The following is a 21,771-nucleotide window of genomic DNA, read 5'->3' on the forward strand; positions in this document are numbered from 1 at the left end:
CACATCGTGCAGCGCCGAATGCCCTCCGTATTCGCCGGACGAATCGCCGTGAGAATCCGCCCAGATATTCGGGACCCGCCTCCCCACGATCCCTTCACACACGCTAAATTTCTGGCCATGCCCCGTGGACGTCACCGCCATTCGCAGCCGCTGCACCGGATGCTGCCGCCGCTGACCGTCGTCGGCAGCGCCGCGGTCCTCGCCGCCGCCGCCCTGTTCTCCGGCGATACGGGCGTGATCCGGGTGCTCACCGTCGCCACCGCGCTGACCGCGTGCGCGGGCGCCGCCCTCGCCCGCACCTGGGACCGCTCCGCCGGCCGTACGGTCGCCGAACTCGAAGCGGCGCGCGTCCGCGAGGAGTGGCGGACCGACGAGCGGGCCGCCGAGTTGGAGACGGACCTGGAGGAGTCCCGCGAGATACGCGGGCGCCTGGAGAAGAAACTCCGGGCCAAGCGCGGGGAATTGGCCAGGCTCCGCACCGAGCACGCCGACCTGCTCCGCCGGTACGCCACCGCCGAGAGCGAGCGCGCCCAGGTGCTGGAGAGCCGCCGTCAGCTCCAACTGGACTCCGCCCCGCGGCAGCTCGCCCTCACCGGCGGTGCCTCGCCGGTCGGCCCCGCCGCCTTCCTCAAGGCCGATCAGGCGCTGCGGGACCTCGGCCGCAACGCCGCCCGCCAGCAGGCCAGGCGCACCGTCGAGGACGCCCGCCGCCGCGACACCGCGGGCCCCGAGGACGAGCCGCAGGGCCGCCACGCGGCGGAGGCCGAGAGCCACACCCGGACCGCCGCGCCCGCCACGTCACCGGCCGGACTGCCGGTCCGCGAACACCGCCTCGTCCCGGCCGTCGCCGCCGCCGTCCTGCCCTACGCGCAGCCCCAGCGCTCGCCGGGCGCCCCCGGCGGCAACGGCAGCCGGGCCATCGGCGGCTTCGACTTCTTCGGCACGCAGAAGCCCGCGGGCGGTGCGGACCCGGAGGACGTCTCCGGGGTGGACGCGCTGGACGACGTGGCCGACCTGGACGACGTCGTGGGGGACGAGGCCGTCGCGGAACACGCCCAGGCCGTCGCGGAGTCGGGCCCCGAGGTCATCGACCTCACGGCCCACGACGAGACCGAACAGCTCGACATGTCGGAACTGCGCGCCCAGGCCTGACGGCGCGGGGGATTCACGCCAGCGGGCGCACGTCCAGCGCGGCCAGCCGCCCCGGCTCGGTGACGATGTCGACGGCCGTGATCCGCCCGTCCGCCGCCGAGACCGCGAAGGTCAGGACCCGCGCGTCCGCGGTGTCCAGGTCCACCGCCGCCGCCAGGAGCCCGTCGACCAGCACCAGCCGCGCCGTGGAGGCCATCGCGGCGTAACTGACCGCGCCGCGCGCGACGTTGGCCGCGCCCCGGCGGGTGGAGGTGACGCCGGGCCGCCCGGGGACGTCGGAGCGGACGGTGACCTCGGGGTCCAGGACCGCGAGGAGCGCGTCGAAGTCCCCGTCGCGCGCCGCGGCGAGGAACGCCTCGACGGCCGCGCGCCGCAGCGCCGGGTCGGGGTCGGAGACCTCGGTGCCGCCCTGGACGCGGCGCCGGGCGCGGCTGGCGAGCTGGCGGGCGGCGGCGGGGGTGCGCTCCACGATGGGCGCGATGTCGTCGAAGGGCACGGCGAACATGTCGTGCAGCACGAAGGCGAGCCGTTCGGCCGGGTCCAGGGTCTCCAGGACGACGAGCAGGGCCAGCCCCACCGAGTCGGCCAGCAGGGCCTGCTGCTCGGGCCCCGGCGCGGGCAGCGTCACCGCGCCCACGTACCCGTACTCGTATCCGTCCGGCGCGGTGATCGGCTCCTCGCGGCGGGTGCGGCGCGAGCGCAGCATGTCCAGGCAGACCCGGCCGACCACCGTGGTCAGCCAGCCGCCGAGGTTGCGGACCTCGGCGGCGTCGGTGCGGTTCAGCCGCAGCCACGCCTCCTGGACGGCGTCGTCCGCCTCGTCGGCCGAGCCGAGCATCCGGTAGGCCACGGCCCGCAGATGGGCGCGGTTCGCCTCGAACCGCGCCGCCAGCAGCTCTCTGCCGTCCTTGCCGTCGTCCCTGCCGTCTTCAAGGCCGTCGCGCACGCCGTCGTGCCCACCGTCGTCCATGGGTGCGTCCATCGGTCGGTCCTCCGTCACATGTCGTCACTCTCCTGACGGACCAGTGACCCCGAATGTGACGCGCGGACCGCCCGGCGGCGCTACTTGTCGACGTCGCCGACCACGAAGAACATCGACCCGAGGATCGCGACCATGTCCGACACCAGCGTGCCCGGCAGCAGCACCGCCAGCGCCTGGATGTTGTTGTACGACGCGGAGCGCAGCTTCAGCCGGTACGGCGTCTTCTCGCCCTTCGACACCAGGTAGTAGCCGTTGATGCCGAGCGGATTCTCGGTCCACGCGTAGGTGTGCCCCTCGGGGGCCTTGAGCACCTTCGGCAGCCGCTGGTTGATCGGCCCCGGCGGCAGCTCCGCCAGCCGGTCCAGGCACGCGTCCGCGAGGTCCAGCGCGTTGTGCGTCTGCTCCAGCAGCACCTCGAAGCGCGCCAGGCAGTCGCCCTCGGTCCTGGTGACCACCCTCAGGGTGTCGCCCAGCTCCCCGTACGCCAGATACGGCTCGTCGCGCCGCAGGTCGAAGTCGACGCCGGAGCCGCGCGCGATCGGCCCGCTGACGCCGTACGCGTGCACGGCCTCGCGGGACAGGACGCCGACACCGCGGGTCCTGCCGCGGAAGATCTCGTTGCCGAGCACCAGGTCGTCGAAGCGGCCCATCCGCGACCGCACCCCGGCGACCGCCTGGCGCACCCGCCCCTGCCAGCCGTTGGGCAGGTCCTCCTTCAGGCCGCCGACCCGGTTGAACATGTAGTGCATCCGGCCGCCGGAGACCTCCTCCATCACGTGCTGGAGGTTCTCCCGCTCGGAGAAGGCGTAGAAGATCGGCGTGATCCCGCCCAGCTCCAGCGGGTACGAGCCCAGGAACATCAGGTGGTTCAGCACCCGGTTCAGCTCCGCGAGCAGCGTCCGCGTCCACACCGCGCGCTCCGGCACCTCCATGCCGAGCATCCGCTCGACCGACAGCACCACACCCAGCTCGTTCGCGAACGCCGACAGCCAGTCGTGCCGGTTCGCCAGCATCACGATCTGCCGGTAGTCCCGCGCCTCGAACAGCTTCTCCGCGCCCCGGTGCATGTATCCGACGATCGGCTCCGCGCTGCGGATCCGCTCCCCGTCCAGCACCAGCCGCAAGCGCAGCACCCCATGCGTGGACGGGTGCTGCGGCCCGATGTTCAGCACCATGTCGGTGCCCTCGGCCGCCCCGCCGACTCCGATCGTGGTCTCCGTCATGCCGCCATCCTCTCAGGACTCCCCGCCCGTATCCCACGGGCGGTGCCGGGCCCGCGGGCTCAGCGCGCCCGCGGCGACCGCCGTGCCTCCGCCGAGTCCTGAGCCGCCGCCAGGACGCCGGTCACGCCGACCTCCGTCACCAGCCAGGTGAAGTCGCCGAGGCCGCCGCGGGCGGTCAGTTCGGCGGCCTCGCCCGCAGCGGCGAGGCCGCGGACGTAGGCGGCCGGGTCGGCGGCGGCCAGGGCGAGCGGGGGGCGGGCGGCGGAGAGGCCGAGGGAGCGCAGGGCGGCGCGTTGGGGGAGCGCCGTACCCGGCAGGGCGTCGAGGGCGACATGGGCGGTGAGGTCGCGGGAGCCGTCGGGGACGGGCTCCACCTGGCGGCCGTCGCGGTAGCCGGTGAGCGTGCCGTACGGGGGCCGCGCCGCGCGCGTGTGGGCGTAGTCGACGGCGACGGCCGCCCCGGCGTCCAGCGAGCCGACCGCCTCGGCCCAGGCGGCCTCGCGCGGCAGCCCGATCTCGGCGCGGGCGCCGGGCTCCGGCGACGGCGGCCACCACCGCTCCAGCCACCGCGCGTCGGCGCCGCGCACCGGCTCGCCGAGGCGCTCCGCGCCGTCGGCCGGGCGGACCAGCACCTGGCGGGGCACGCCCGCCCCGTCCGTCTCGGCGACGTCGAGCGGCACATTGTCCAGCCACTCGTTGGCGAAGAGCAGGCCGCGCACACCGTGCGGCGGCCGGTCGCTCCAGGTGATCCGCGGGTCGAGGCCCGGCGGGCGCGGCGCGCGTTCGACGGCGTGGACGCGTACGCGGCCGGCGACCGGCGCGGGGAGCGCGGCCAGCACCCCGGAGCACAGCTCCGCGCGGCCCGCGCCCATGTCGGTGAAGGCCAGCTCGGCCGGGTGCCCGAGGGCCGCGTCGACCCGGACCAGCAGCTCGGCGACGGCCCCCGCGAAGAGCGCGGAGGCGTGCACGGAGGTACGGAAATGCGCCGCGGGCCGCTCCCGTACGAAGAAGCCCTCGGGGCCGTACAGGGCGCGGTCCATGGCCTCCCGCCAGGGCACCCACCGCTCCCGCCACTCGCTGTCCACGGGGTTAACGGTACGTGTCCGGTGAAGTGTGCCTGCTCACAGGGGAACCTTCCTGACCTGGAGATGCGTCGAAGGCTTGAGCGGGGTGTCTCTCGGGGCCGGTAGTGTTCCGGAGATACCACAGGCGCCGCGACGGCGTGTGCAGCGTGTGTGCAGTGCAGTGAGGGAGTGGACAGCGGATGACTGCCGGAAACGACGGCGCCCCTGAGAACGACGACCCGTTCGGTTATCTCTACCGGTCGGAGGGCGGCGAGCAGCAGCCCGAGCAGGCCCCGGTGCAGCAGCCGGGCATGCCGCGTACCTCGCACCACCAGATCCAGCGGGTCGGTGAGCGTCGTCCGCAGCCGCCGCAGACACCCTCGGGCTACGGCTACCCGCAGCAGCAGTCGCCCTCCGGTTACGGCTATCCGCAGCAGACCCAGCAGCAGACGCAGGCGTACGGCCAGCAGCCCGGCCAGCAGCAGTACGGCGGCCAGCAAGGGCAGCAGGGCCAGCAGGGATATCCGGGTCAGCAGGGTTATCCCGGCCAGCAGCCTCCCGCGCAGCCCCCGCACACCCGTCGCGCGGGCGGCGGCGGCCAGCAGGGCGGCGGCGCGCCCAACCGCAAGGGCCTGCTGATCGCGGCGGTCGCCGTGGTCGCGGCCGTGGCCATCGGCATCGCCTTCGCGATGACCAACGGCTCGGGCGACGGCGACAAGAAGGCCAGCGACAAGCCCTCCAGCCCGGCGGTCACCTCGGCCGCGCCCACGGAGACGACGCCGTCGGCCTCCGCGGAGCCGACCCCGTACGACTCGAAGAAGACCGACGCCTCGACGCTCGTCCTGACGGGCGGCGCGCAGACGAGCACCGAGCACCCGGGCGCGAGCGCGGCGGGCGGCACCTATGTCGACCACCTGACGCAGGTCGGCGCGACCGTGACGTGGACGGTGACGGTGCCGAAGGACGGCCCGTACACGCTCTTCACGTACTACGGGAACGCGGGCGACGACGCGACGCTCACCCTCGGGGTGAACGGCAAGGCGCGCAGCGGCCCCGTCAATCTGAAGAACTACGGCCACTACACGGACTGGGCGAAGGCGTGGAACAACCACACCTACTCCTGGATCGACCTCAAGGAGGGCTCCAACACCGTGACGCTGAGCTGCCAGCAGGGCAATCAGTGCGCGGTCAACCTGGACCAGTTCGAACTCAAGCAGGGCCAGGTCACCGAGTAGCCGCCGCCGGGGCCCGCCCTCACACCGCCGCGCCGGGCTCCGCGGGCACCACCGTCACCTGGGGCAGCAGCTCCGCGTAGACGGCCGCGTCGAATTCGCCCGCCGCGGGCGCCGCGACCGTGGCCGCCGACAGCGCGACCGCCCGCGCCAGCCGCCGCGGCCACGTCAGGCCCTCCGCGAGCCCGGACAGCAGCCCCGCCACCGCCGAGTCGCCCGCGCCCGTCGGATTTCCCGCCAGGCGCGCGGGCGGCAGCGCCTGCCAGCCGCCCTCCTCGGTCAGCGCCAGCATCCCGTCCTCGCCGAGCGAGGCGGCCACCGCGCGGGCGCCGCGCCGCCGGGCGTCACCGGCCGCGCGGGCGGGCTCGGAGAAGCCGGTCAGGCCGGTCAGCTCCACCGCGTTCGGCTTGATCAGGTCGGGGCGCGCGGCCAGCCCGCGGCGCAGCGGCTCCCCGCTGGTGTCCAGCAGCACGAACACCCCGGCGGCCCGCGCCTCGCGCACCAGCTCCGCGTACGCGCCCACCGGCAGCCCCGGCGGCAGGCTGCCGCACAGCGCCACGGCCGTCGCGCGGCCGTCGGCGAGCAGCGCGCGGTAGCGCTCCAGGAACCCGCCCCACTCGCGCGGGGTGACCGTGGGCCCCGGTTCGTTGAACATCGTCGTGTCGCCGGTCGTGTCGTCCACGACGCCCACCGTGCGGCGGGTGGTGCCCGCGATGGGCACCAGCGCGTCGGTCAGCAGCCCGTCGTCGTACTCGGCGGCCCGCTCGGCGAGCCGTTCGCGCAGCTCGGCGCCGACCGGGCCGCCGACGAAGCCGGTGACGACGGCGGGGCGGCCGAGCGCGGCCAGCACGCGGGCGACGTTGAGTCCCTTGCCGCCGGGGCGTTCCGCGGTGTGGGTGACCCGGTGGGTGGAGTGCGGTCGGAGCGACGGGACCCGGTAGGTCACATCGAGGGCGGCGTTCAGCGTGACGGTGATGATCACCTGACGATGATGACAAAAGTACGGCGGTCGGCCCAGTGCGCGCCGACCGCCGTTACGCAGCTTTTAGCGAGAATCCGCGAAAATCGGGTGAACTCACCGCCCGGACGCCCCCGAACACGCCTGCCGGGCGCCCCCGCACACGCCTGCCGGACGCCCCCGAACGCGCCTGCCGGGCGCACCCTCCGGCGACGGCTAGTCGGGCCGGACGACCCACTCGCCCTTGCGCATGACGCCCACCAGGTCGTACGCCGCGTCCAGCACCACCAGGTCCGCGTCCTTGCCGGGCTCCAGCGTGCCGATGCGGTCGTCCAGGCCGAGCAGCCGCGCCGGGTTGGTGGAGATGGCGCGTACGGCGTCGGTCAGCGACAGCCCGTCCAGCGTGACGGCCCGCTTGAAGGCGGTGTCCAGGGTGAGCGTCGACCCGGCGATCGAGCCGCCCTCGACCAGCCGTGCGACCCCGTCGAGCACCTCGACCTTCATCGGGCCCAGGTCGTAGTGGCCGTCGCCGAAACCGGCCGCGTCCATCGCGTCGGTGATGAAGGCGACCCGCCCGGCGCCCGCGCTCCCGAAGGCCAGCTCCAGGACGGCCGGGTGCAGATGCGTACCGTCGTTGATCAGCTCGACGGTCACCCGCTCGTCCTCCAGCAGCGCCGCGATCGGGCCGGGCGCGCGGTGCTGGAGCGGCGGCATCGCGTTGAACAGGTGGGTGGCCACGGTCGCGCCCGCGTCGATGGCCTCCAGCGTCTGCTCGTACGTGGCGTCGGTGTGGCCGATCGCCGCGATCACGCCGAGGTCGGCCAGCAGCCGTACGGAATCGATTCCGCCGGGCAGTTCGGCCGCCAGGGTGACCATCCGGACGGCCCCGCGGCCCGCCTCGACCAGCTTGCGCACATCGGCCGGGTCGGGGTCGCGCAGCAGCGCCTCGTCGTGCGCGCCCTTGCGGCACGGCGAGATGAACGGGCCCTCGTAGTGGATTCCGGCGAGGTCGCCCTGCTCCACCAGCTCGGACAGCAGCCCGGCCTGCTTGGCCAGGACGTCCAGCGCGTTGGTGACGGTCGAGGCGACCACCGTGGTCGTGCCGTGCGCGCGGTGGGTGCGCACACCGGTGAGGATGTCGTCGGCGGTGCCCGAGGTGAAGGACGCGCCGCCGCCGCCGTGGTTGTGGATGTCCACGAAGCCGGGCACGACGGTGTGGCCCGCGAGGTCCACGGTGGCCGTCGAGACGTGCTCGTCGGCCTCGTTCGCCGCGATCCGGGTGCCCTCGACGGTCAGCCGGCCGCCTTCCACCACACCTGACGGCAGGACCACACGGGCACCCGCCAGCACCGTGCGCTGCGTTGTCGTTACGGGGGCCATCAGGCGGTTACCTCCACGGAGAGTAGATCCCAGGCGAGCAGGCCGGCGCCCAGGCATCCAGCGGTGTCCCCCAGCGCGGCGGGGACGATGAGGGGGAGTTTCTGGAAGGTGATACGTGCCTCCACGGCCGCGCGCAGCGGCCCGAAGAGGGTGTCCCCGGCCTCCGCGAGCCCGCCGCCGATGATCAGCACACGCGGGTCCAGAAGGGTGAGCCCGGTGACCAGGCCGTCGGCCAGCGCGCCGATCGCCTCGCCCCACACCGCGAGCGCCCGCGGGTCGCCGGTCTCGACGGCGCGCGCGCAGTCCGCGGCGTCCGCGTCCGGGTCGCCGCTCGCCTCGGCCCAGGCGCGCGAGACCGCGCCCGCCGAGGCCAGCGCCTCGAGACAGCCGCGCTGCCCGCAGCCGCACTCCGGGCCGCCGGGGCGGACCACGATGTGCCCGATCTCGCCCGCGTAGCCGTGCGCGCCCGCCTCGATCCGGCCCTCGATGCCGATGGCGCCCGCGATTCCGGTGCCCAGCGGGAGGAAGAGGAAGCGGTCGGCGCCGTTGCCCGCGCCGATCCGGCCCTCGGCGAGGCCGCCGGTGCGGACGTCGTGGCCGAGCGCGACCGGTACGCCGTCCAGCCGCTCGGACATCAACGCCCGCAGCGGGACGTCCTTCCAGCGCAGGTTCGCGGCGTAGACGGCGATCCCGTTGACGTCGTCGACGATGCCGGGCACCGCGACCCCGGCCGCGGCGGCGGGTTCGCCGTACTCGCGCACGCCGTGGTCGCGCAGTTCGGCCGCGAAGTCGAGGATCGCGGCGACCACGGCGTCGGGGCCGCGTTCTCTGCCGGTCGGACGGCGCGCCTGGTGCAGGAGCGTTCCGTCCGCGCCGACCAGCGCGGCCTTCATTCCGGTGCCGCCCACATCGAGAGCGATGACATGTCTCACGGGGACAGTGTCGCGGCTAACACCTAAAAAGGTCTAGTCCACTCGGCGAGGAAAGATCACGCGTCAGGCGGCGTTTGCGGAGCAACGGGACACTCGGGCGCGCCGCGACGGGACATCCGGGGGACACACGACGGACGCCCGCCGGACGTACGCCGGTTCCGTGCCGCTTTCCGTGCCGCTTTCCGGGCTGGTCCCGCGCAGGTCGCGTGCCGCTCGCGTGCCGCTCTCCCGCCGGTCCCGGAGCGCGCCCGTCGCCGGTCCGCGCGCGGACCCGTTGCGCAAGCGATACCACTCATGGTGTAGACCTTGGGCAAAGGTGTGGGGAAGACTCGACGCTTCCGTAGCGGTACGCGAGCAAGTGTGCAAGAAGGCGGTAGGAACGGTGCAGCGGCGACGACTTCACGGCTTGGCGGCGATCGGCATCACGTCGGCCCTGGCGATCACCACTCTTACGGCGTGCGGCAACAGTTCACCGCTGAACAGCGACGTCACCCTGCACTTCGTCGCCGCCGACTACGGCGACCCGAAGACGAACAACAGCTCCAAGACGTACTGGGACGACCTCGCGCGCTCCTTCGAGGCGCGCAACCCGCACATCAAGATCAACGTCGAGATCATCGACTGGGACCACGTGGACGACAAGGTCGCCCAGATGGTCAAGGCGAACAAGGCCCCCGACGTCGCGCAGATCGGTTCCTACGCGGCCTACGCCGCCGGCAAGCAGCTCTACAGCGCCGACGAGCTGTTCCCGATCAGCATGCAGTCGGACTTCATCCCCTCGATGGTCAACGCCGGTTCCGTGGACCGCACCCAGTACGGCATACCCTTCGTCTCCAGCTCGCGCATGTTCTTCTACAACAAGAAGCTCTTCAAGAGCGCGGGCATCAAGCACGCCCCCGAGACCTGGGACGAGCTCAAGGCCGACGCGGTCAAGCTCAAGGCCGACGGCGTGAAGGTGCCCTACGGACTGCCGCTGGCCCCCGAGGAGGCGCAGGCCGAGTCCCTGATGTGGATGCTCGGCGCGCAGGGCGGCTACACCGACACCGTCGGCAGCTACACCTTCGACTCCGCGCCCAACGTCGAGGCGTTCGCCTGGGTCAAGAAGAACCTCGTCCAGACCGGCCTGGTCGGCCCGACCGACCCCGCCAAGACCAACCGCCGCGACACCTTCGCCGCCTTCCTGGCCGGCAAGGCGGGCATGGTCATGGGCCACCCCACCCTGCTCACCCAGGCCAAGGCCGCCGGTATCGACGTCGGCGTCGTCCCGCTGCCCGGCCAGAGCGGCCCCAGCAGCGACACCCTCGGCGTCGCCGACTGGATGATGGCGTTCAAGCAGAACGGCAACCGGGACGCGGACGGCAAATTCCTCCAGTTCGTCTTCAACGAGCAGAATTCGCTGAAGTTCCTCAACCAGTACGGGCTGCTGCCGGTGACCATCACCGCGTCCCAGGCGATGCGGAAAAACCCGGCCAACAAGGACCTGGTCCAGTTCCTGAACCTGCTGCCCGACGCCGTGTTCTACCCGGTCAACAAGACCTCGTGGGGCCCGGTCAGCGACGAGGTCAAGAAGAACATCGGCCAGGCCGTGCACGGCGACCCGAAGACGGTCCTGTCCGACCTCCAGCGCTTCGCGCTCACGACGGACTCCGGCAAGTAGCGGCCCGCGGCGGTACGGTGACGGCCGTCGGGTACGCCGACGGCCCGACCGCACCGACAGGGGAGAGGGGCGCCATGACACGGGAAGAACCGCTCTCCGCGCGCGACATCGCCGTCCTGGCCATCGCCGCCCGCACCTGGACCGGACCGGGACCGCGCGAACGGGCCATACGCGAACGCCTCGGCATGTCCCCGACCGCGTACTTCCAGCTCCTCAACGCCCTGCTGGACGACCCCCGGGCCGTCGCCCACGACCCGGTGACGGTCAACCGGCTGCGCAAGGAGCGCGACGCCCGCCGCGACCTGCGCTGACGGCCCGCGCGGGGCGCGCGTGCCACCGTACGCCGGGCATGCGCCCGGGGGACGCGGGTAGGGTCGGCTGCATGGCCTCCGCCGACATCCCCGCCCCCACCACGCCCGAGGGAAAGGAAGGTCTCGCGGCGCTGCTCGCGCGGCCGGAACGCGCCGTCGTCGCCCTTGACTTCGACGGCACCCTCGCCCCGATCGTGCCCGACCCCGAGCAGGCCCGCGCCCACCCCGGCGCCGTCCCCGCCCTCGTCAGGCTCGCCCCGCACCTCGCCGCCGTCGCCGTCGTCACCGGCCGCCCGGCGGGCGTCGCCGTACGCTACGGCGGCTTCGCCGGGGTCGCGGGACTCGAACACCTCGTCGTGCTCGGCCACTACGGCGCCGAGCGCTGGGACGCGCCCACCGGCTCCGTCCACACCCCCGGCGACCACCCCGGCGTCACCTCGGTCCGCGCCGAGCTGCCCGGCTTCCTCGACCGCAACGGCGCCTGGCGCGGCACCTGGGTGGAGGACAAGGGCCGCGCGGTCGCCGTCCACACCCGCCGCGCCGAGGACCCCGACGCCGCCTTCGAGGCGCTGCGCGGTCCGCTGGCCGAACTCGCCGCCCGGCACGGCCTCATGGTCGAGCCCGGCCGCTTCGTCCTCGAACTGCGCCCGCCCGGCGTGGACAAGGGCGTCGCCCTGGCCGCCTACCTCCGCGAGGTCGGCGCCGGCTCGGTGCTCTACGCGGGCGACGACCTCGGCGACCTCGCCGCCTTCGCCGCCGTCCAGGCCCTGCGCGAGGACGGCCTGCCCGGCCTGCTCGTCGCCAGCGCCGCGCCCGAGACGCCCGAGGAAGTCCTCCGCGCCGCCGACCTCGCCGTCCCCGGCCCCGAGGGCGTCGTCTCCCTCCTCGACGCCCTCGCGGACGCCCTGGACTGAGCCCGGACCCGGTGCTCAGCCGTCCAGGGCGTGCAGCTGGTCCAGGAACCAGCGGGACGGGGGGAGCGCGGTGGCCGCGTCGGCGAGGCGCTTGGTGCGCTCGGCGCGGTCCGCCTCCGGGAGGGTGAGGGCCGTGTGCAGGGCGGCGGCGGTCTCGCGGATGTCGTACGGGTTGACGACGATCGCGTCGTCGCCCAGCTCGGCGAAGGCGCCCGCCTCGCGGGACAGCACCAGGGCCACCCCGTTGTCGGAGACGACGGGGACCTCCTTGGCGACGAGGTTCATGCCGTCCCTGATCGGGTTGACCAGGGCCACGTCGGCGAGCCGGTAGGCGGCCAGGGAGCGGGCGAAGTCGTCGTCGACCTTGAGCAGCACCGGCTGCCAGTCGGGCGTGCCGAATTCGGCGTTGATCTCCTCGGCCAGCCGGGCGACCCCCTCGGTGTACTCGCGGTAGACCGCGAGATCCTGCCGGGAGGGGTAGGCGAAGGCGACGTGGACGACCCGGCTGAGCCATTCGGGGTGCTCCTGGAGGAGCTGCCGGTAGGCGAGCAGGCCGCGCACGATGTTCTTGGACAGTTCCGTACGGTCCACGCGCACGATCAGCTTGCGGTCGGCACCCGTCTCCGACCGCAGCCGCGTGATGCGCTCGGCGACGTCCGGGCGGTGCGAGCGCTCGCGCAGGAAGTCGCCGTCGGCACCGAGGCCGTGCACGCCGAGCCGGGTCGTACGGCCGCGGTGGGTGACCGCCCGGCCGTCGTCGCCGAGCGTGGCGCCCAGCACGCTGACGCAGCACGCGGCGAAGGCGTCGGCCCAGCGGCGGGTCAGGAACGCGGCGCGGTCCGCGCCGAGGATGCCTTCGAGCAGTTCTGCGGCGATGTCGTCGGGCAGCAGCCGGAAGTAGTCCGGCGGCGCCCACGGGGTGTGCGTGAAGTGGCCGATCCGCAGGTCGGGGCGGCGGGCCCGGAGCAGCGCCGGGACCAGCGACAGGTGGTAGTCCTGCACCAGGACGTGCGCGCCGTCCGCCGCCTCCTCCGCCAGCGCCTCGGCGAACGCCTCGTTGTACGCCTGGTACGCCGCCCACTGGCCGCGGAAGTCCTCGTCGAAGAGCGGCTCGAACGGCGTCTGGTAGAGCAGGTGGTGGACGAACCACAGCACCGAGTTGGCGATGTCGTTGTACGCGGCCTCGAAGACGCTCTCCTCGACGGCGATCATCCGGGCGCCCGGCTCGCCGACCCCGCGCCGTACCGCCTCACGGTCGCCCTCGCCCAGGGCCGCGCACACCCACACCGCGTCCGCCTCGGGTCCGATCGCGCTCAGGCCCGACACCAGGCCGCCGCCGCCGCGTCTGCTGCTCAGCTCCCCGTCGTCCCCCAGCGCATACGAAACCGGCCCCCGATTCGAAGCGACCAGAATCCGTGCCGCACGCGTTTCGACCATGCCGCCAGCCTAGCCGCGCGGGCTCCGCCCCAAACGTCGTGGACCCTCCTGCTCCGTAGGAGACCGCGCCGGTCAGCCCCGCGGCCCCGGCGGCGCGGGAGCCTGGCGGGGGAGCCGTCAGGCGGCGCGGCGGGCGAGGTATTCGGGGAGGTGAGCCATGGGCGGGCGTTCGTCGACGTCGACGGGGTGGGTGAGCGGGGTGAACCCCCCGGAGGGGTCCCGGTGGAACTGGGTGAGGCGGGGGCGGACCAGGGGCGCCCGGGACAGCCGCAGGCTCGCCGTGCGATAGATGGCGGCCGACATCCGCCCGAGCGCCTGCCCGTCCTGATGCCGGTGGTGCCGGACGCCCACGTCCACCTGCCCGAGCGCGTCGAGCCCCGCCAGGGACAGGGCGTCGATGAGCATGCCCAGCTCCACGCCGTACCCGACGGGGAACGGCAGCCGCTCCAGCAGCGAGCGCCGCGCCGCGTACTCCCCGCCCAGCGGCTGGACGAAGCCCGCCAGCCGCGGCCAGTGCAGATTGAGCAGCGGCCGGGCGACCAGCTCGGTGACCCGCCCGCCGCCCGCCGGCACCACCGCGCCGCCGGTCTCCAGCGGCCGGTCGTACATCGCCTTGACCAGCTCCACGTCCGGCTCGGTGAGCAGCGGCCCGACGATCCCCGACACGAAGCGCGAGTCGAACGAGCGCAGGTCCGCGTCCACGAAACAGACGATCTCGCCGCGGGTGACCAGCAGCGACCGCCACAGCACCTCGCCCTTGCCGGGCAGCGCGGGCAGCCGCGGCAGGATCGCGTCGCGCTGCACCACCCGCGCCCCGGCCCGCGCCGCGACCTGCGCCGTACGGTCGCGGGAGCCGGAGTCGACCACGACCAGCTCGTCGACCAGCGGCACCTCGTCGGTCATCAGGTCGCGGCGGATCGCCGCGACGATCTCGCCGACCGTCGCCTCCTCGTCGAGCGCGGGCAGCACCACGCTGACCGTGCCCTGCCGCCCCGCGGCCCGCTTCGCGGCGAGCAGCAGGTCGAGCGGCCGGTCGGCGGCGGACCAGGACCGCCGCTCCAGCCACCGCTCCACCTCATCGAGCACGGTCCCGTCCCCTTTTCGTACGGTGGGAGCCCTCAGAAACCAGCCGGACGGCCGCCCCAGCGGCCATCTCGCCGTTCGGACGACTATCTCAACTGTCACGCTTGTCGGTTACAGTCTTGAACAACGCGTATGACCGCCGCATGCCGGGGGTCGTAGCGCGGGACAAACGCGTCGCCGCCGCACAGAAGGCGGGCAGGCGCCATACCGCTCATCCAGAGGGGCAGAGGGAACGGCCCGTTGAAGCCCCGGCAACCCTCCCGCCGACCGCGAGGTCACACGGTGGGGAAGGTGCCAATTCCGTCTTGTGGCGACGTACGTCACAAGGAAGATGAGGAGAAAGGGCCTCGCCATCATGGCTGTGCAGACCGTCGCCAGCACCCACGACAGCACCAGCACTCCCCCCTTCGGACCGGCCTCCGCGCTGTCCTGCCGGGAGTGCGGCACCCGCTTCCCGCTGAGCCCGATCTTCGCCTGCGAGGAGTGTTTCGGGCCCCTCGAAGTCGCGTACGACCTGCCGCTCGGCGACCCCGAGTCGCTGCGCAAGCGGATCGAGGCGGGACCCACCAGCATCTGGCGGTACGCGCCGCTGCTGCCGGTCCCCGCCGACGTCACCGACAAGCCCAACCTCCACCCGGGCTGGACCAAGCTCGTCAAGGCCGACAACCTCGCCCGTGAACTGGGCATCACCGGCGGCCTGCACATCAAGGACGACTCCGGCAATCCGACGCACTCCTTCAAGGACCGCGTCGTCGCCATCGCCCTGGAGGCCGCTCGCACCTTCGGCCTCACCACGCTCTCCTGCTCCTCCACCGGCAACCTCGCGGGCGCCGTCGGCGCCGCCGCCGCGCGCGCCGGTTTCCGCTCCTGCGTGTTCATCCCGCACGACCTGGAGGCGGGCAAGGTCGTCATGGCCGCGGTCTACGGCGGCGAACTGGTCGGCATCGAGGGCTCGTACGACGACGTGAACCGCTTCTGCTCCGAGCTGATCGGCGACCCGATCGGCGAGGGCTGGGGCTTCGTCAACGTCAATCTGCGGCCCTACTACGGCGAGGGCTCCAAGACCCTGGCGTACGAGATCTGCGAACAGCTCGGCTGGCGCATCCCCGACAACCTGGTGATCCCGATCGCGTCCGGCTCCCAGCTCACCAAGATCGACAAGGGCCTGCGCGAGCTGATCGCGCTCGGCCTGGTCGAGGACAAGCCGTACAAGATCTACGGCGCCCAGGCCGAGGGCTGCTCGCCGGTCTCGGCGGCGTTCAAGGCGGGGCACGACGTGGTGCGGCCGGTGAAGCCGGACACCATCGCCAAGTCGCTGGCGATCGGCAACCCGGCGGACGGCCCGTACGTGCTGGACATCGCCCGGCGGACCGGCGGCGCGGTCGACGACGTGAACGACGAGCAGGTCGTGGACGCGATCAAGCTGCTCGCGCGCACCGAGGGGATCTTCGCGGAGACCGCGGGCGGGGTGACCGTGGGGGTGCTGAAGAAGCTGATCGAGACCGGGCAGCTCGACCCGGCCGCCGAGACCGTCGTCCTCAACACCGGCGACGGACTGAAGACTTTGGACGCGGTGGCACCGACCACCGGCCCGACCGCCACCATCCGCCCGACCCTTGACGCGTTCCGAGAGGCTGGCCTCGCATGAGTGCTTCTGTTCGTATCCCCACCATTCTCCGCACCTACACCGGCGGCCAGGCCGAGGTTCCGGCCGAGGGCGGCACGCTGGCCGAGGTGATCGACTCGCTGGAGAAGAATCACGCGGGCATTTCGGCGCGCGTTCTCGACGACACCGGAAAACTCCGTCGTTTCGTGAACGTCTATGTCAACGACGACGATGTTCGCTTTTCCGACGGTCTCGCCACCGCTGTCCCCGACGGCGCGAGCGTTTCGATCATTCCGGCGGTAGCGGGCGGCTGATCAACTTCCCGTAACGGCCCGGCTACACCTGCTGTTTTGTGCCCCATTCACCCTTTTGCGGTGGATGGGGCACAGTGCTGTAGGGGGGCCGGACCGGGCCGAACGGCCGTGTCCGGGGCGGTAGTTGAAAGGTTGTACTGTTGCCACGGGCAAGTTGCCGCCGCGAACGGTCAGTGCGGCGATTTATCGCCAAATTCACGTGTGGATTGTCGCATAGGCGACGTATGTCCGGTCCGAGATGCCCCGCCATAGCGCCCTATTCTGGTGTATTTCCGATCGGTCGCTCCCCGAATTCTCGTCCGATTGACCTGTTGCAGAGGGCATCCGTGCAGATACATTCAGCCGCGGTCGACGCGTTCCGGCGCACACCACCAGGGATCCCCTGTCGCTCAGACAACGGCTTCCCCGGCGGTGAGGTCTGACCCGGACCCGCGGAGTGCGGGGCCGCGATAGGGCCAGTAATAGGGGAGTTAGGAATGGCTCAGGGCACCGTCAAGTGGTTCAACGCGGAGAAGGGCTACGGCTTCATCGCGGTCGACGGTGGTGCGGATGTCTTCGTCCACTACAGCGCGATTCAGATGGACGGTTACCGCACCCTCGAAGAAGGCCAGCGGGTCGAGTTCGAGATCTCGCAGGGTCAGAAGGGGCCGCAGGCGGACATGGTCCGGCTGGCCACCGCCTGACGGCCCGGCGCGCTCGGCGACCGACACGACGCACTCACGCACCAAGGGTCCGTACCTCTTAGGGGGGACGGGCCCTTCGTGCGTGGCCCGGAGTTGTCCACAGGCGCTTGCACTCGATGGGGTCGAGTGCTAATCATTGGCGTTAGCACTCTCCTAGTGAGAGTGCTGAAGGACCGGGTCGGTGAGGCCCGCCCGGCCGCCGGGAAGGAACCGGCGACCAGGTCGGCCGTCCGTCGCGGGCACCACACGGTCCGAGCCGTCGCCCCCTGCTCCGGTGGGGGAACCCCAGTCCGCGGAGGACACTTCACATGGCAAAGATCATCGCGTTCGACGAGGAGGCACGGCGCGGTCTCGAGCGCGGGATGAACCAGCTCGCCGACGCCGTCAAGGTCACCCTCGGCCCGAAGGGCCGCAACGTCGTCCTCGAGAAGAAGTGGGGCGCCCCCACGATCACCAACGATGGTGTGTCCATCGCCAAGGAGATCGAGCTCGAGGACCCGTACGAGAAGATCGGCGCCGAGCTGGTCAAGGAGGTCGCGAAGAAGACCGACGACGTCGCGGGTGACGGCACCACCACCGCGACCGTCCTGGCCCAGGCCCTGGTCAAGGAAGGTCTGCGCAACGTCGCGGCAGGCGCCAACCCGATGGCCCTCAAGCGCGGCATCGAGAAGGCCGTCGAGGCCGTCTCCGCCGCTCTGCTGGAGCAGGCCAAGGACGTGGAGACCAAGGAGCAGATCGCTTCGACCGCCTCCATCTCCGCCGCTGACACCCAGATCGGCGAGCTGATCGCCGAGGCCATGGACAAGGTCGGCAAGGAAGGCGTCATCACCGTCGAGGAGTCGCAGACCTTCGGGCTCGAGCTCGAGCTCACCGAGGGCATGCGCTTCGACAAGGGCTTCATCTCCGCCTACTTCGCGACCGACCTGGAGCGTATGGAGGCGTCGCTCGACGACCCGTACATCCTGATCGTCAACTCCAAGATCTCCTCGGTGAAGGACCTGCTCCCGCTGCTGGAGAAGGTCATGCAGTCCGGCAAGCCGCTGCTGATCATCGCCGAGGACGTCGAGGGCGAGGCCCTGTCGACCCTGGTGGTCAACAAGATCCGCGGCACCTTCAAGTCCGTCGCCGTCAAGGCGCCCGGCTTCGGTGACCGTCGCAAGGCCATGCTCGGCGACATCGCCATCCTCACCGGTGGCACCGTCATCTCCGAAGAGGTCGGCCTCAAGCTGGAGAACGCGGGCCTGGACCTGCTCGGCCGCGCCCGTACCGTCGTCATCACCAAGGACGAGACCACCATCGTCGACGGTGCCGGTGACAGCGACCAGGTCGCCGGGCGGGTCAACCAGATCCGCGCCGAGATCGACAACAGCGACTCGGACTACGACCGCGAGAAGCTCCAGGAGCGCCTGGCGAAGCTGGCCGGCGGCGTGGCCGTCATCAAGGCCGGTGCCGCCACCGAGGTCGAGCTCAAGGAGCGCAAGCACCGCATCGAGGACGCGGTGCGCAACGCGAAGGCCGCCGTGGAAGAGGGCATCGTCGCCGGTGGCGGCGTGGCCCTGCTCCAGGCGACCGCGGTCTTCGAGAAGCTGGAGCTCGAGGGCGACGAGGCGACCGGTGCCAACGCCGTGAAGCTCGCGCTGGAGGCCCCGCTGAAGCAGATCGCCGTCAACGGTGGTCTCGAAGGCGGCGTCATCGTCGAGAAGGTGCGCAACCTGCCCGTCGGCCACGGCCTCAACGCCGCGACCGGTGAGTACGTCGACATGATCGCCGAGGGCATCATCGACCCGGCGAAGGTCACGCGCTCCGCGCTCCAGAACGCGGCCTCCATCGCCGCGCTGTTCCTCACCACCGAGGCCGTCATCGCCGACAAGCCGGAGAAGGCCGCCCCCGGCGGCGCTCCGGGCGGCATGCCCGGCGGTGACATGGACTTCTGATCCACGGGGCGCGAGCCCGGATCAGCAGGACCGCACGACGGCACCCCCCGGTCACCCGGGGGGTGCCGTCTTTGTGTCCGGCGCATTGTTCGGAACAATTCACCAAGACTGTCCCAAAACGGGGCAATTTTGAATTACCGTCAGATGCCGGTAGCAGGACAAGTACGGGGGGTACCGGGGTCAAACCTGCTGCTAGGCTCTCATTGCTTGGCAAGTGTCATGCGCAAGTGTTCCGCATTTTTGTTCGGATTTGAAAGAGATTCCGCAAATGGCGGCCCCTCGCCTGAAGAGAGCCTCATGACGTCCTACTTACATGATCCAGCACTTTGGGGCCTGATCGCAGGTACTCCTGTCGCCGCGACCGCGATTGCGCTCAGCCGGAAAACTAATGCGAAGCTCCGTGCCGCGCTCGCCGAGCAGTCGGCGCGCCGCGCCTCCCTGGAAGTCGGCCGCGAGCAGATCGTGGATGAGGCCAGACGCCGGGCCGAGGAGGGCACCAAGAGCGTGCTCAAGGCCGCCATGCGCACCCTCCAGGGTCTGGCGGGCGAGCAGCAGGTCGCCATCGCGAAGCTCCAGCGGGAGAACGGCGAGCACGCGGCGCTCCAGGGCCTGTTGGACGTGGACCACGGCAACGCGCAGTTCACCCGGCGCGCCCAGTCCATAGCCGTGCTCTGCGACGGCTGGCTCGGCCGCCGCAAGAACGCGGCGTCGGTCTACGACGTGGTCCGCAGCGCCAAGGGCCGCATCCGGCATTTCACGCGCGTGGAAATCCGTTCGCAGAGCAATTTCGCGGTGGTGAGCCGCGCGGTCGAACCGGTCGCACTCGCCCTTTCCGAACTGCTCGACAACGCCACGAGTTATTCGGCCCCTGAAACGTCCATCGAAATCAATATCCAGCCCGTGCCCAAGGGCGTCTGCATCGTCGTCGACGACGCGGGTGTCGGCATGAGCGACGAAGAGAAGACGCTGGCGGGAGAACTCCTCACCGGCCAGCGCACTCCGGGTGTCTCCGGCCTCGGAAATCCGCCGCAATTCGGTTTCGCGGTGATCGGCGTACTCGCCAACCGTTACGGATTCAGCGTCTCGGTGGATTCCACCTCGCCGTACGGCGGAGTGCGCGCCGTGCTGCTGCTCCCCGACGAACTCCTCACCACCACCATCGAGCCCGAGGAGACTCCCGTCGTGGGTGAAGCGTCCGAGCCGGTGGAGCAGAGCGCGCCCGAGCCGGTGGTGCCCGCCACCACCTTCGGCGGCCTGCCCAAGCGGCGGCGCTTCCGGCACCCGATCTCGATAGTGCCCACGGCCGAGGAGCGCTCCGACGACAGAACCGGTGACAGAGCCGGGGACAGAGTCGAGCGGGCGCCCGAGCCGGTGCGCGACAGCCACGAAGTCGCCTCCCGCATGGGCGCGTTCCAGCGGGGCACTCAGTCCGGCCGCCGTTCCATCGGCGCGAGCAGCGAAGGGCAGGACGCCCAATGAGCCCAATGATCGGAAGAGATCTGTCGTGGATGCTCGACAGCGCCCTTGAGGTGCCCGAGGCCCGGCACGCGATCCTGGTGTCGGCCGACGGCCTGCTGATGGCCCGCTCCAACGAGGTCGGCAGGGACCACGCCGACACCGTCGCGGCGGCGATGAGCGGCATGCAGTCGCTGAGCCGTACGGTGTCCGACTTCGTCGGCGGCGACGACCGCCGCCAGGAGTGGCGGCAGACCCTGGTGGAGTTCGACCACGGCTGGGTCTTCCTCATCTCGGCAGGTGAAGGCGCCTATCTCGCGGTCTCCGCGTCCCCGGACGCGGACCTCGCGGAGATCACCTTCCGGATGCAGCAGCTCGTCGGCCAACTCGGCAAGGTGCTGACCACACCTCCTCGCGAGAACGCTGACGTCAATTGACGGGCGAACCGGAGCTGGAGTTAGAAGCCACAGAATTAGTACGCCCGTATGTGATCACCAACGGTCGCGAGCTTCCGGTCGACGGCGGCTTCACGATGATCACACTGGTCGCCGTATCCGAAAACGCGCCCCGGACAAGGGTTCTTGATCCCGAGAAGCTGCGGGTGATGGAACTGTGCTCGGGCGGTTATCTCGCGGTCGCGGAGATCGCCGCGCACACCGGGCTGCCGATGGGCGTGGTCAAGATCCTTCTGTCGGATCTGGTGGAGGACGGGTATCTGCTCGCGCGGGCACCCGTTCCCCGCGCGCAGTTGGTCGAGAGGGAACTGCTGGAGGAGGTGCTGCATGGGCTCCGGGCTCGCTTCGGATAGGGACAGTGCTCCCCAGACGCCGCGCGAGAACGTCTATCTGCCCAGTTCGGTACGGACGGTCGCCAAGATCCTCGTGGTCGGGCACTTCGCCGTGGGCAAGACGACGTTCATCGGCACCATGTCGGAGATCCCGCCGCTGCGCACCGAGGAAGTGATGACGCAGGCCAGCGCGGACATCGACGACCTCAGGGGCGCGCCCAACAAGACCACCACCACGGTCGCGATGGACTTCGGCCGGCTGACCCTCAGCGACGAACTGGTGCTGTACATGTTCGGTACGCCGGGCCAGCAGCGGTTCGTGCGGCTGTGGGAGGACCTGTCGCGCGGCGCGCTCGGCGCGCTCGTGCTGGTCGACCCGCTGCGGCTCCAGGAGTCCTTCCCCGTGATGGACCTCGTGGAGCGGCACGGTCTGCCGTACGCCATCGCCGTGAACCGCTTCGACGGTGCGCCCCCGCACTCGCTCGAAGAGGTGCGCGAGGCGCTGGATCTGCTTCCCGAGACCCCGGTGGTCTCGTGCGACGCACGCGACGAGCGGTCATCGGCGGGTTCACTGATCGCTCTGGTGCAGTATTTGCAGTCTCGCCTCAACTAGTAGGTCACCGCAGGTAGTTCAGGTAGCTCAGGTATTTCAACGAGGAGCACAGGC

The 21,771-nt window shown here is 71.5% G+C and carries 21 protein-coding genes and 1 riboswitch; of the genes, 13 read left to right on the forward strand and 8 right to left on the reverse strand.

Annotated features, from left to right (window positions below):
- The first annotated feature begins 117 nt into the window (after positions 1 to 117).
- On the forward strand, positions 118 to 1,152 hold the full coding sequence (locus tag ACZ4EF_RS01925) for a hypothetical protein (protein WP_391043041.1): 1,035 nt from the start codon (positions 118 to 120) through the stop codon (positions 1,150 to 1,152).
- Positions 1,153 to 1,165: 13 nt separating this feature from the next.
- On the opposite strand, the gene ACZ4EF_RS01930 is transcribed toward ACZ4EF_RS01925, so the two are convergent.
- The 3 genes from ACZ4EF_RS01930 to ACZ4EF_RS01940 form a co-directional block, all read right to left on the reverse strand.
- Complete coding sequence (locus tag ACZ4EF_RS01930) at positions 1,166 to 2,134, reverse strand: sigma-70 family RNA polymerase sigma factor (protein WP_467502268.1); 969 nt, start codon at positions 2,132 to 2,134, stop codon at positions 1,166 to 1,168.
- Between the two features lie 80 nt (positions 2,135 to 2,214).
- Positions 2,215 to 3,357: an NADH-quinone oxidoreductase subunit D gene (locus ACZ4EF_RS01935; RefSeq protein WP_355337313.1), complete on the reverse strand. Its 1,143-nt coding sequence runs from the start codon at positions 3,355 to 3,357 to the stop codon at positions 2,215 to 2,217.
- Positions 3,358 to 3,416: 59 nt separating this feature from the next.
- On the reverse strand, positions 3,417 to 4,397 hold the full coding sequence (locus ACZ4EF_RS01940; protein WP_467502625.1) for an SAM-dependent methyltransferase: 981 nt from the start codon (positions 4,395 to 4,397) through the stop codon (positions 3,417 to 3,419).
- Between the two features lie 224 nt (positions 4,398 to 4,621).
- Here ACZ4EF_RS01940 and ACZ4EF_RS01945 point away from each other — a divergent pair, with 224 nt between their 5' ends.
- A complete protein-coding gene (locus ACZ4EF_RS01945; RefSeq protein ID WP_355337316.1) occupies positions 4,622 to 5,656 on the forward strand; it encodes a carbohydrate-binding protein in 1,035 nt (344 codons plus the stop codon).
- Positions 5,657 to 5,675: 19 nt separating this feature from the next.
- Here the strand turns inward: ACZ4EF_RS01945 and ACZ4EF_RS01950 are convergent, their stop codons facing one another.
- The 3 genes from ACZ4EF_RS01950 to ACZ4EF_RS01960 form a co-directional block, all read right to left on the reverse strand.
- Positions 5,676 to 6,635, reverse strand: a complete 960-nt coding sequence (locus ACZ4EF_RS01950; RefSeq protein ID WP_355337319.1) for a 1-phosphofructokinase family hexose kinase — start codon at positions 6,633 to 6,635, stop codon at positions 5,676 to 5,678.
- A 192-nt stretch (positions 6,636 to 6,827) separates the two neighbouring features.
- Positions 6,828 to 7,991 (reverse strand): N-acetylglucosamine-6-phosphate deacetylase, encoded by a 1,164-nt coding sequence (gene nagA / locus ACZ4EF_RS01955; protein WP_391043049.1) that lies wholly within the window; start codon positions 7,989 to 7,991, stop codon positions 6,828 to 6,830.
- On the reverse strand, positions 7,991 to 8,923 hold the full coding sequence (locus ACZ4EF_RS01960; RefSeq protein WP_355337325.1) for an ROK family protein: 933 nt from the start codon (positions 8,921 to 8,923) through the stop codon (positions 7,991 to 7,993). Before ACZ4EF_RS01960 ends, nagA begins: the two co-directional genes overlap by 1 nt.
- Positions 8,924 to 9,329: 406 nt before the next feature.
- Between ACZ4EF_RS01960 and ACZ4EF_RS01965 the strand changes: the two genes are divergently transcribed.
- The 3 genes from ACZ4EF_RS01965 to otsB all read left to right on the forward strand — a co-directional run bounded on the left by ACZ4EF_RS01965 (position 9,330) and on the right by otsB (position 11,805).
- A complete protein-coding gene (locus ACZ4EF_RS01965) occupies positions 9,330 to 10,580 on the forward strand; it encodes an extracellular solute-binding protein (RefSeq protein WP_355337328.1) in 1,251 nt (416 codons plus the stop codon).
- A gap of 74 nt (positions 10,581 to 10,654) precedes the next feature.
- Positions 10,655 to 10,891 (forward strand): DUF3263 domain-containing protein, encoded by a 237-nt coding sequence (locus ACZ4EF_RS01970; protein WP_188285385.1) that lies wholly within the window; start codon positions 10,655 to 10,657, stop codon positions 10,889 to 10,891.
- Positions 10,892 to 10,962: 71 nt separating this feature from the next.
- Entirely contained in the window at positions 10,963 to 11,805 is an 843-nt protein-coding gene (otsB, locus tag ACZ4EF_RS01975; RefSeq protein WP_391043051.1) for a trehalose-phosphatase, read from the forward strand.
- Between the two features lie 15 nt (positions 11,806 to 11,820).
- Here the strand turns inward: otsB and ACZ4EF_RS01980 are convergent, their stop codons facing one another.
- Complete coding sequence (locus ACZ4EF_RS01980; RefSeq protein WP_355337335.1) at positions 11,821 to 13,242, reverse strand: alpha,alpha-trehalose-phosphate synthase (UDP-forming); 1,422 nt, start codon at positions 13,240 to 13,242, stop codon at positions 11,821 to 11,823.
- A gap of 117 nt (positions 13,243 to 13,359) precedes the next feature.
- The gene (locus ACZ4EF_RS01985) at positions 13,360 to 14,328 is read right to left on the reverse strand and encodes a glucosyl-3-phosphoglycerate synthase (protein ID WP_467502273.1); all 969 of its coding nucleotides are present in this window, start codon (positions 14,326 to 14,328) and stop codon (positions 13,360 to 13,362) included.
- Positions 14,329 to 14,533: 205 nt separating this feature from the next.
- A riboswitch (SAM riboswitch) is annotated at positions 14,534 to 14,663 on the forward strand.
- A gap of 17 nt (positions 14,664 to 14,680) precedes the next feature.
- Here ACZ4EF_RS01985 and thrC point away from each other — a divergent pair.
- From thrC to ACZ4EF_RS02025, 8 genes are all read left to right on the forward strand, one after another.
- Positions 14,681 to 15,973, forward strand: coding sequence for a threonine synthase (gene thrC / locus ACZ4EF_RS01990; RefSeq protein ID WP_355337341.1), 1,293 nt, complete (start codon positions 14,681 to 14,683; stop codon positions 15,971 to 15,973).
- Positions 15,970 to 16,245, forward strand: a complete 276-nt coding sequence (locus ACZ4EF_RS01995; RefSeq protein WP_188285379.1) for a MoaD/ThiS family protein — start codon at positions 15,970 to 15,972, stop codon at positions 16,243 to 16,245. Before thrC ends, ACZ4EF_RS01995 begins: the two co-directional genes overlap by 4 nt.
- Positions 16,246 to 16,721: 476 nt before the next feature.
- A complete protein-coding gene (locus ACZ4EF_RS02000; protein WP_093715500.1) occupies positions 16,722 to 16,928 on the forward strand; it encodes a cold-shock protein in 207 nt (68 codons plus the stop codon).
- A gap of 308 nt (positions 16,929 to 17,236) precedes the next feature.
- Positions 17,237 to 18,862: a chaperonin GroEL gene (groL, locus tag ACZ4EF_RS02005; RefSeq protein WP_188285378.1), complete on the forward strand. Its 1,626-nt coding sequence runs from the start codon at positions 17,237 to 17,239 to the stop codon at positions 18,860 to 18,862.
- Positions 18,863 to 19,159: 297 nt separating this feature from the next.
- On the forward strand, positions 19,160 to 20,341 hold the full coding sequence (locus ACZ4EF_RS02010) for an ATP-binding protein (protein ID WP_355337346.1): 1,182 nt from the start codon (positions 19,160 to 19,162) through the stop codon (positions 20,339 to 20,341).
- Positions 20,342 to 20,349: 8 nt separating this feature from the next.
- Positions 20,350 to 20,754 (forward strand): roadblock/LC7 domain-containing protein, encoded by a 405-nt coding sequence (locus ACZ4EF_RS02015; RefSeq protein ID WP_355338031.1) that lies wholly within the window; start codon positions 20,350 to 20,352, stop codon positions 20,752 to 20,754.
- A complete protein-coding gene (locus ACZ4EF_RS02020; RefSeq protein ID WP_355337348.1) occupies positions 20,751 to 21,125 on the forward strand; it encodes a DUF742 domain-containing protein in 375 nt (124 codons plus the stop codon). Before ACZ4EF_RS02015 ends, ACZ4EF_RS02020 begins: the two co-directional genes overlap by 4 nt.
- Positions 21,100 to 21,717, forward strand: a complete 618-nt coding sequence (locus ACZ4EF_RS02025; RefSeq protein WP_355337351.1) for a GTP-binding protein — start codon at positions 21,100 to 21,102, stop codon at positions 21,715 to 21,717. Before ACZ4EF_RS02020 ends, ACZ4EF_RS02025 begins: the two co-directional genes overlap by 26 nt.
- Positions 21,718 to 21,771 lie beyond the last annotated feature (54 nt).

Source organism: Streptomyces sp. NPDC025721, from assembly GCF_055558595.1.

Bases quoted from the DNA above. Each gene is read 5' to 3' on its own strand.
- ACZ4EF_RS01925 (WP_391043041.1), top strand. From the start codon at position 118: ATGCCCCGTGGACGTCACCGCCATTCGCAGCCGCTGCACCGGATGCTG.
- ACZ4EF_RS01930 (WP_467502268.1), bottom strand. From the start codon at position 2,134: ATGGACGCACCCATGGACGACGGTGGGCACGACGGCGTGCGCGACGGC.
- ACZ4EF_RS01935 (WP_355337313.1), bottom strand. From the start codon at position 3,357: ATGACGGAGACCACGATCGGAGTCGGCGGGGCGGCCGAGGGCACCGAC.
- ACZ4EF_RS01940 (WP_467502625.1), bottom strand. From the start codon at position 4,397: ATGGACCGCGCCCTGTACGGCCCCGAGGGCTTCTTCGTACGGGAGCGG.
- ACZ4EF_RS01945 (WP_355337316.1), top strand. From the start codon at position 4,622: ATGACTGCCGGAAACGACGGCGCCCCTGAGAACGACGACCCGTTCGGT.
- nagA (WP_391043049.1), bottom strand. From the start codon at position 7,991: ATGGCCCCCGTAACGACAACGCAGCGCACGGTGCTGGCGGGTGCCCGT.
- ACZ4EF_RS01970 (WP_188285385.1), top strand. From the start codon at position 10,655: ATGACACGGGAAGAACCGCTCTCCGCGCGCGACATCGCCGTCCTGGCC.
- otsB (WP_391043051.1), top strand. From the start codon at position 10,963: ATGGCCTCCGCCGACATCCCCGCCCCCACCACGCCCGAGGGAAAGGAA.
- ACZ4EF_RS01980 (WP_355337335.1), bottom strand. From the start codon at position 13,242: ATGGTCGAAACGCGTGCGGCACGGATTCTGGTCGCTTCGAATCGGGGG.
- thrC (WP_355337341.1), top strand. From the start codon at position 14,681: ATGGCTGTGCAGACCGTCGCCAGCACCCACGACAGCACCAGCACTCCC.
- ACZ4EF_RS01995 (WP_188285379.1), top strand. From the start codon at position 15,970: ATGAGTGCTTCTGTTCGTATCCCCACCATTCTCCGCACCTACACCGGC.
- ACZ4EF_RS02000 (WP_093715500.1), top strand. From the start codon at position 16,722: ATGGCTCAGGGCACCGTCAAGTGGTTCAACGCGGAGAAGGGCTACGGC.
- groL (WP_188285378.1), top strand. From the start codon at position 17,237: ATGGCAAAGATCATCGCGTTCGACGAGGAGGCACGGCGCGGTCTCGAG.
- ACZ4EF_RS02010 (WP_355337346.1), top strand. From the start codon at position 19,160: ATGACGTCCTACTTACATGATCCAGCACTTTGGGGCCTGATCGCAGGT.
- ACZ4EF_RS02025 (WP_355337351.1), top strand. From the start codon at position 21,100: ATGGGCTCCGGGCTCGCTTCGGATAGGGACAGTGCTCCCCAGACGCCG.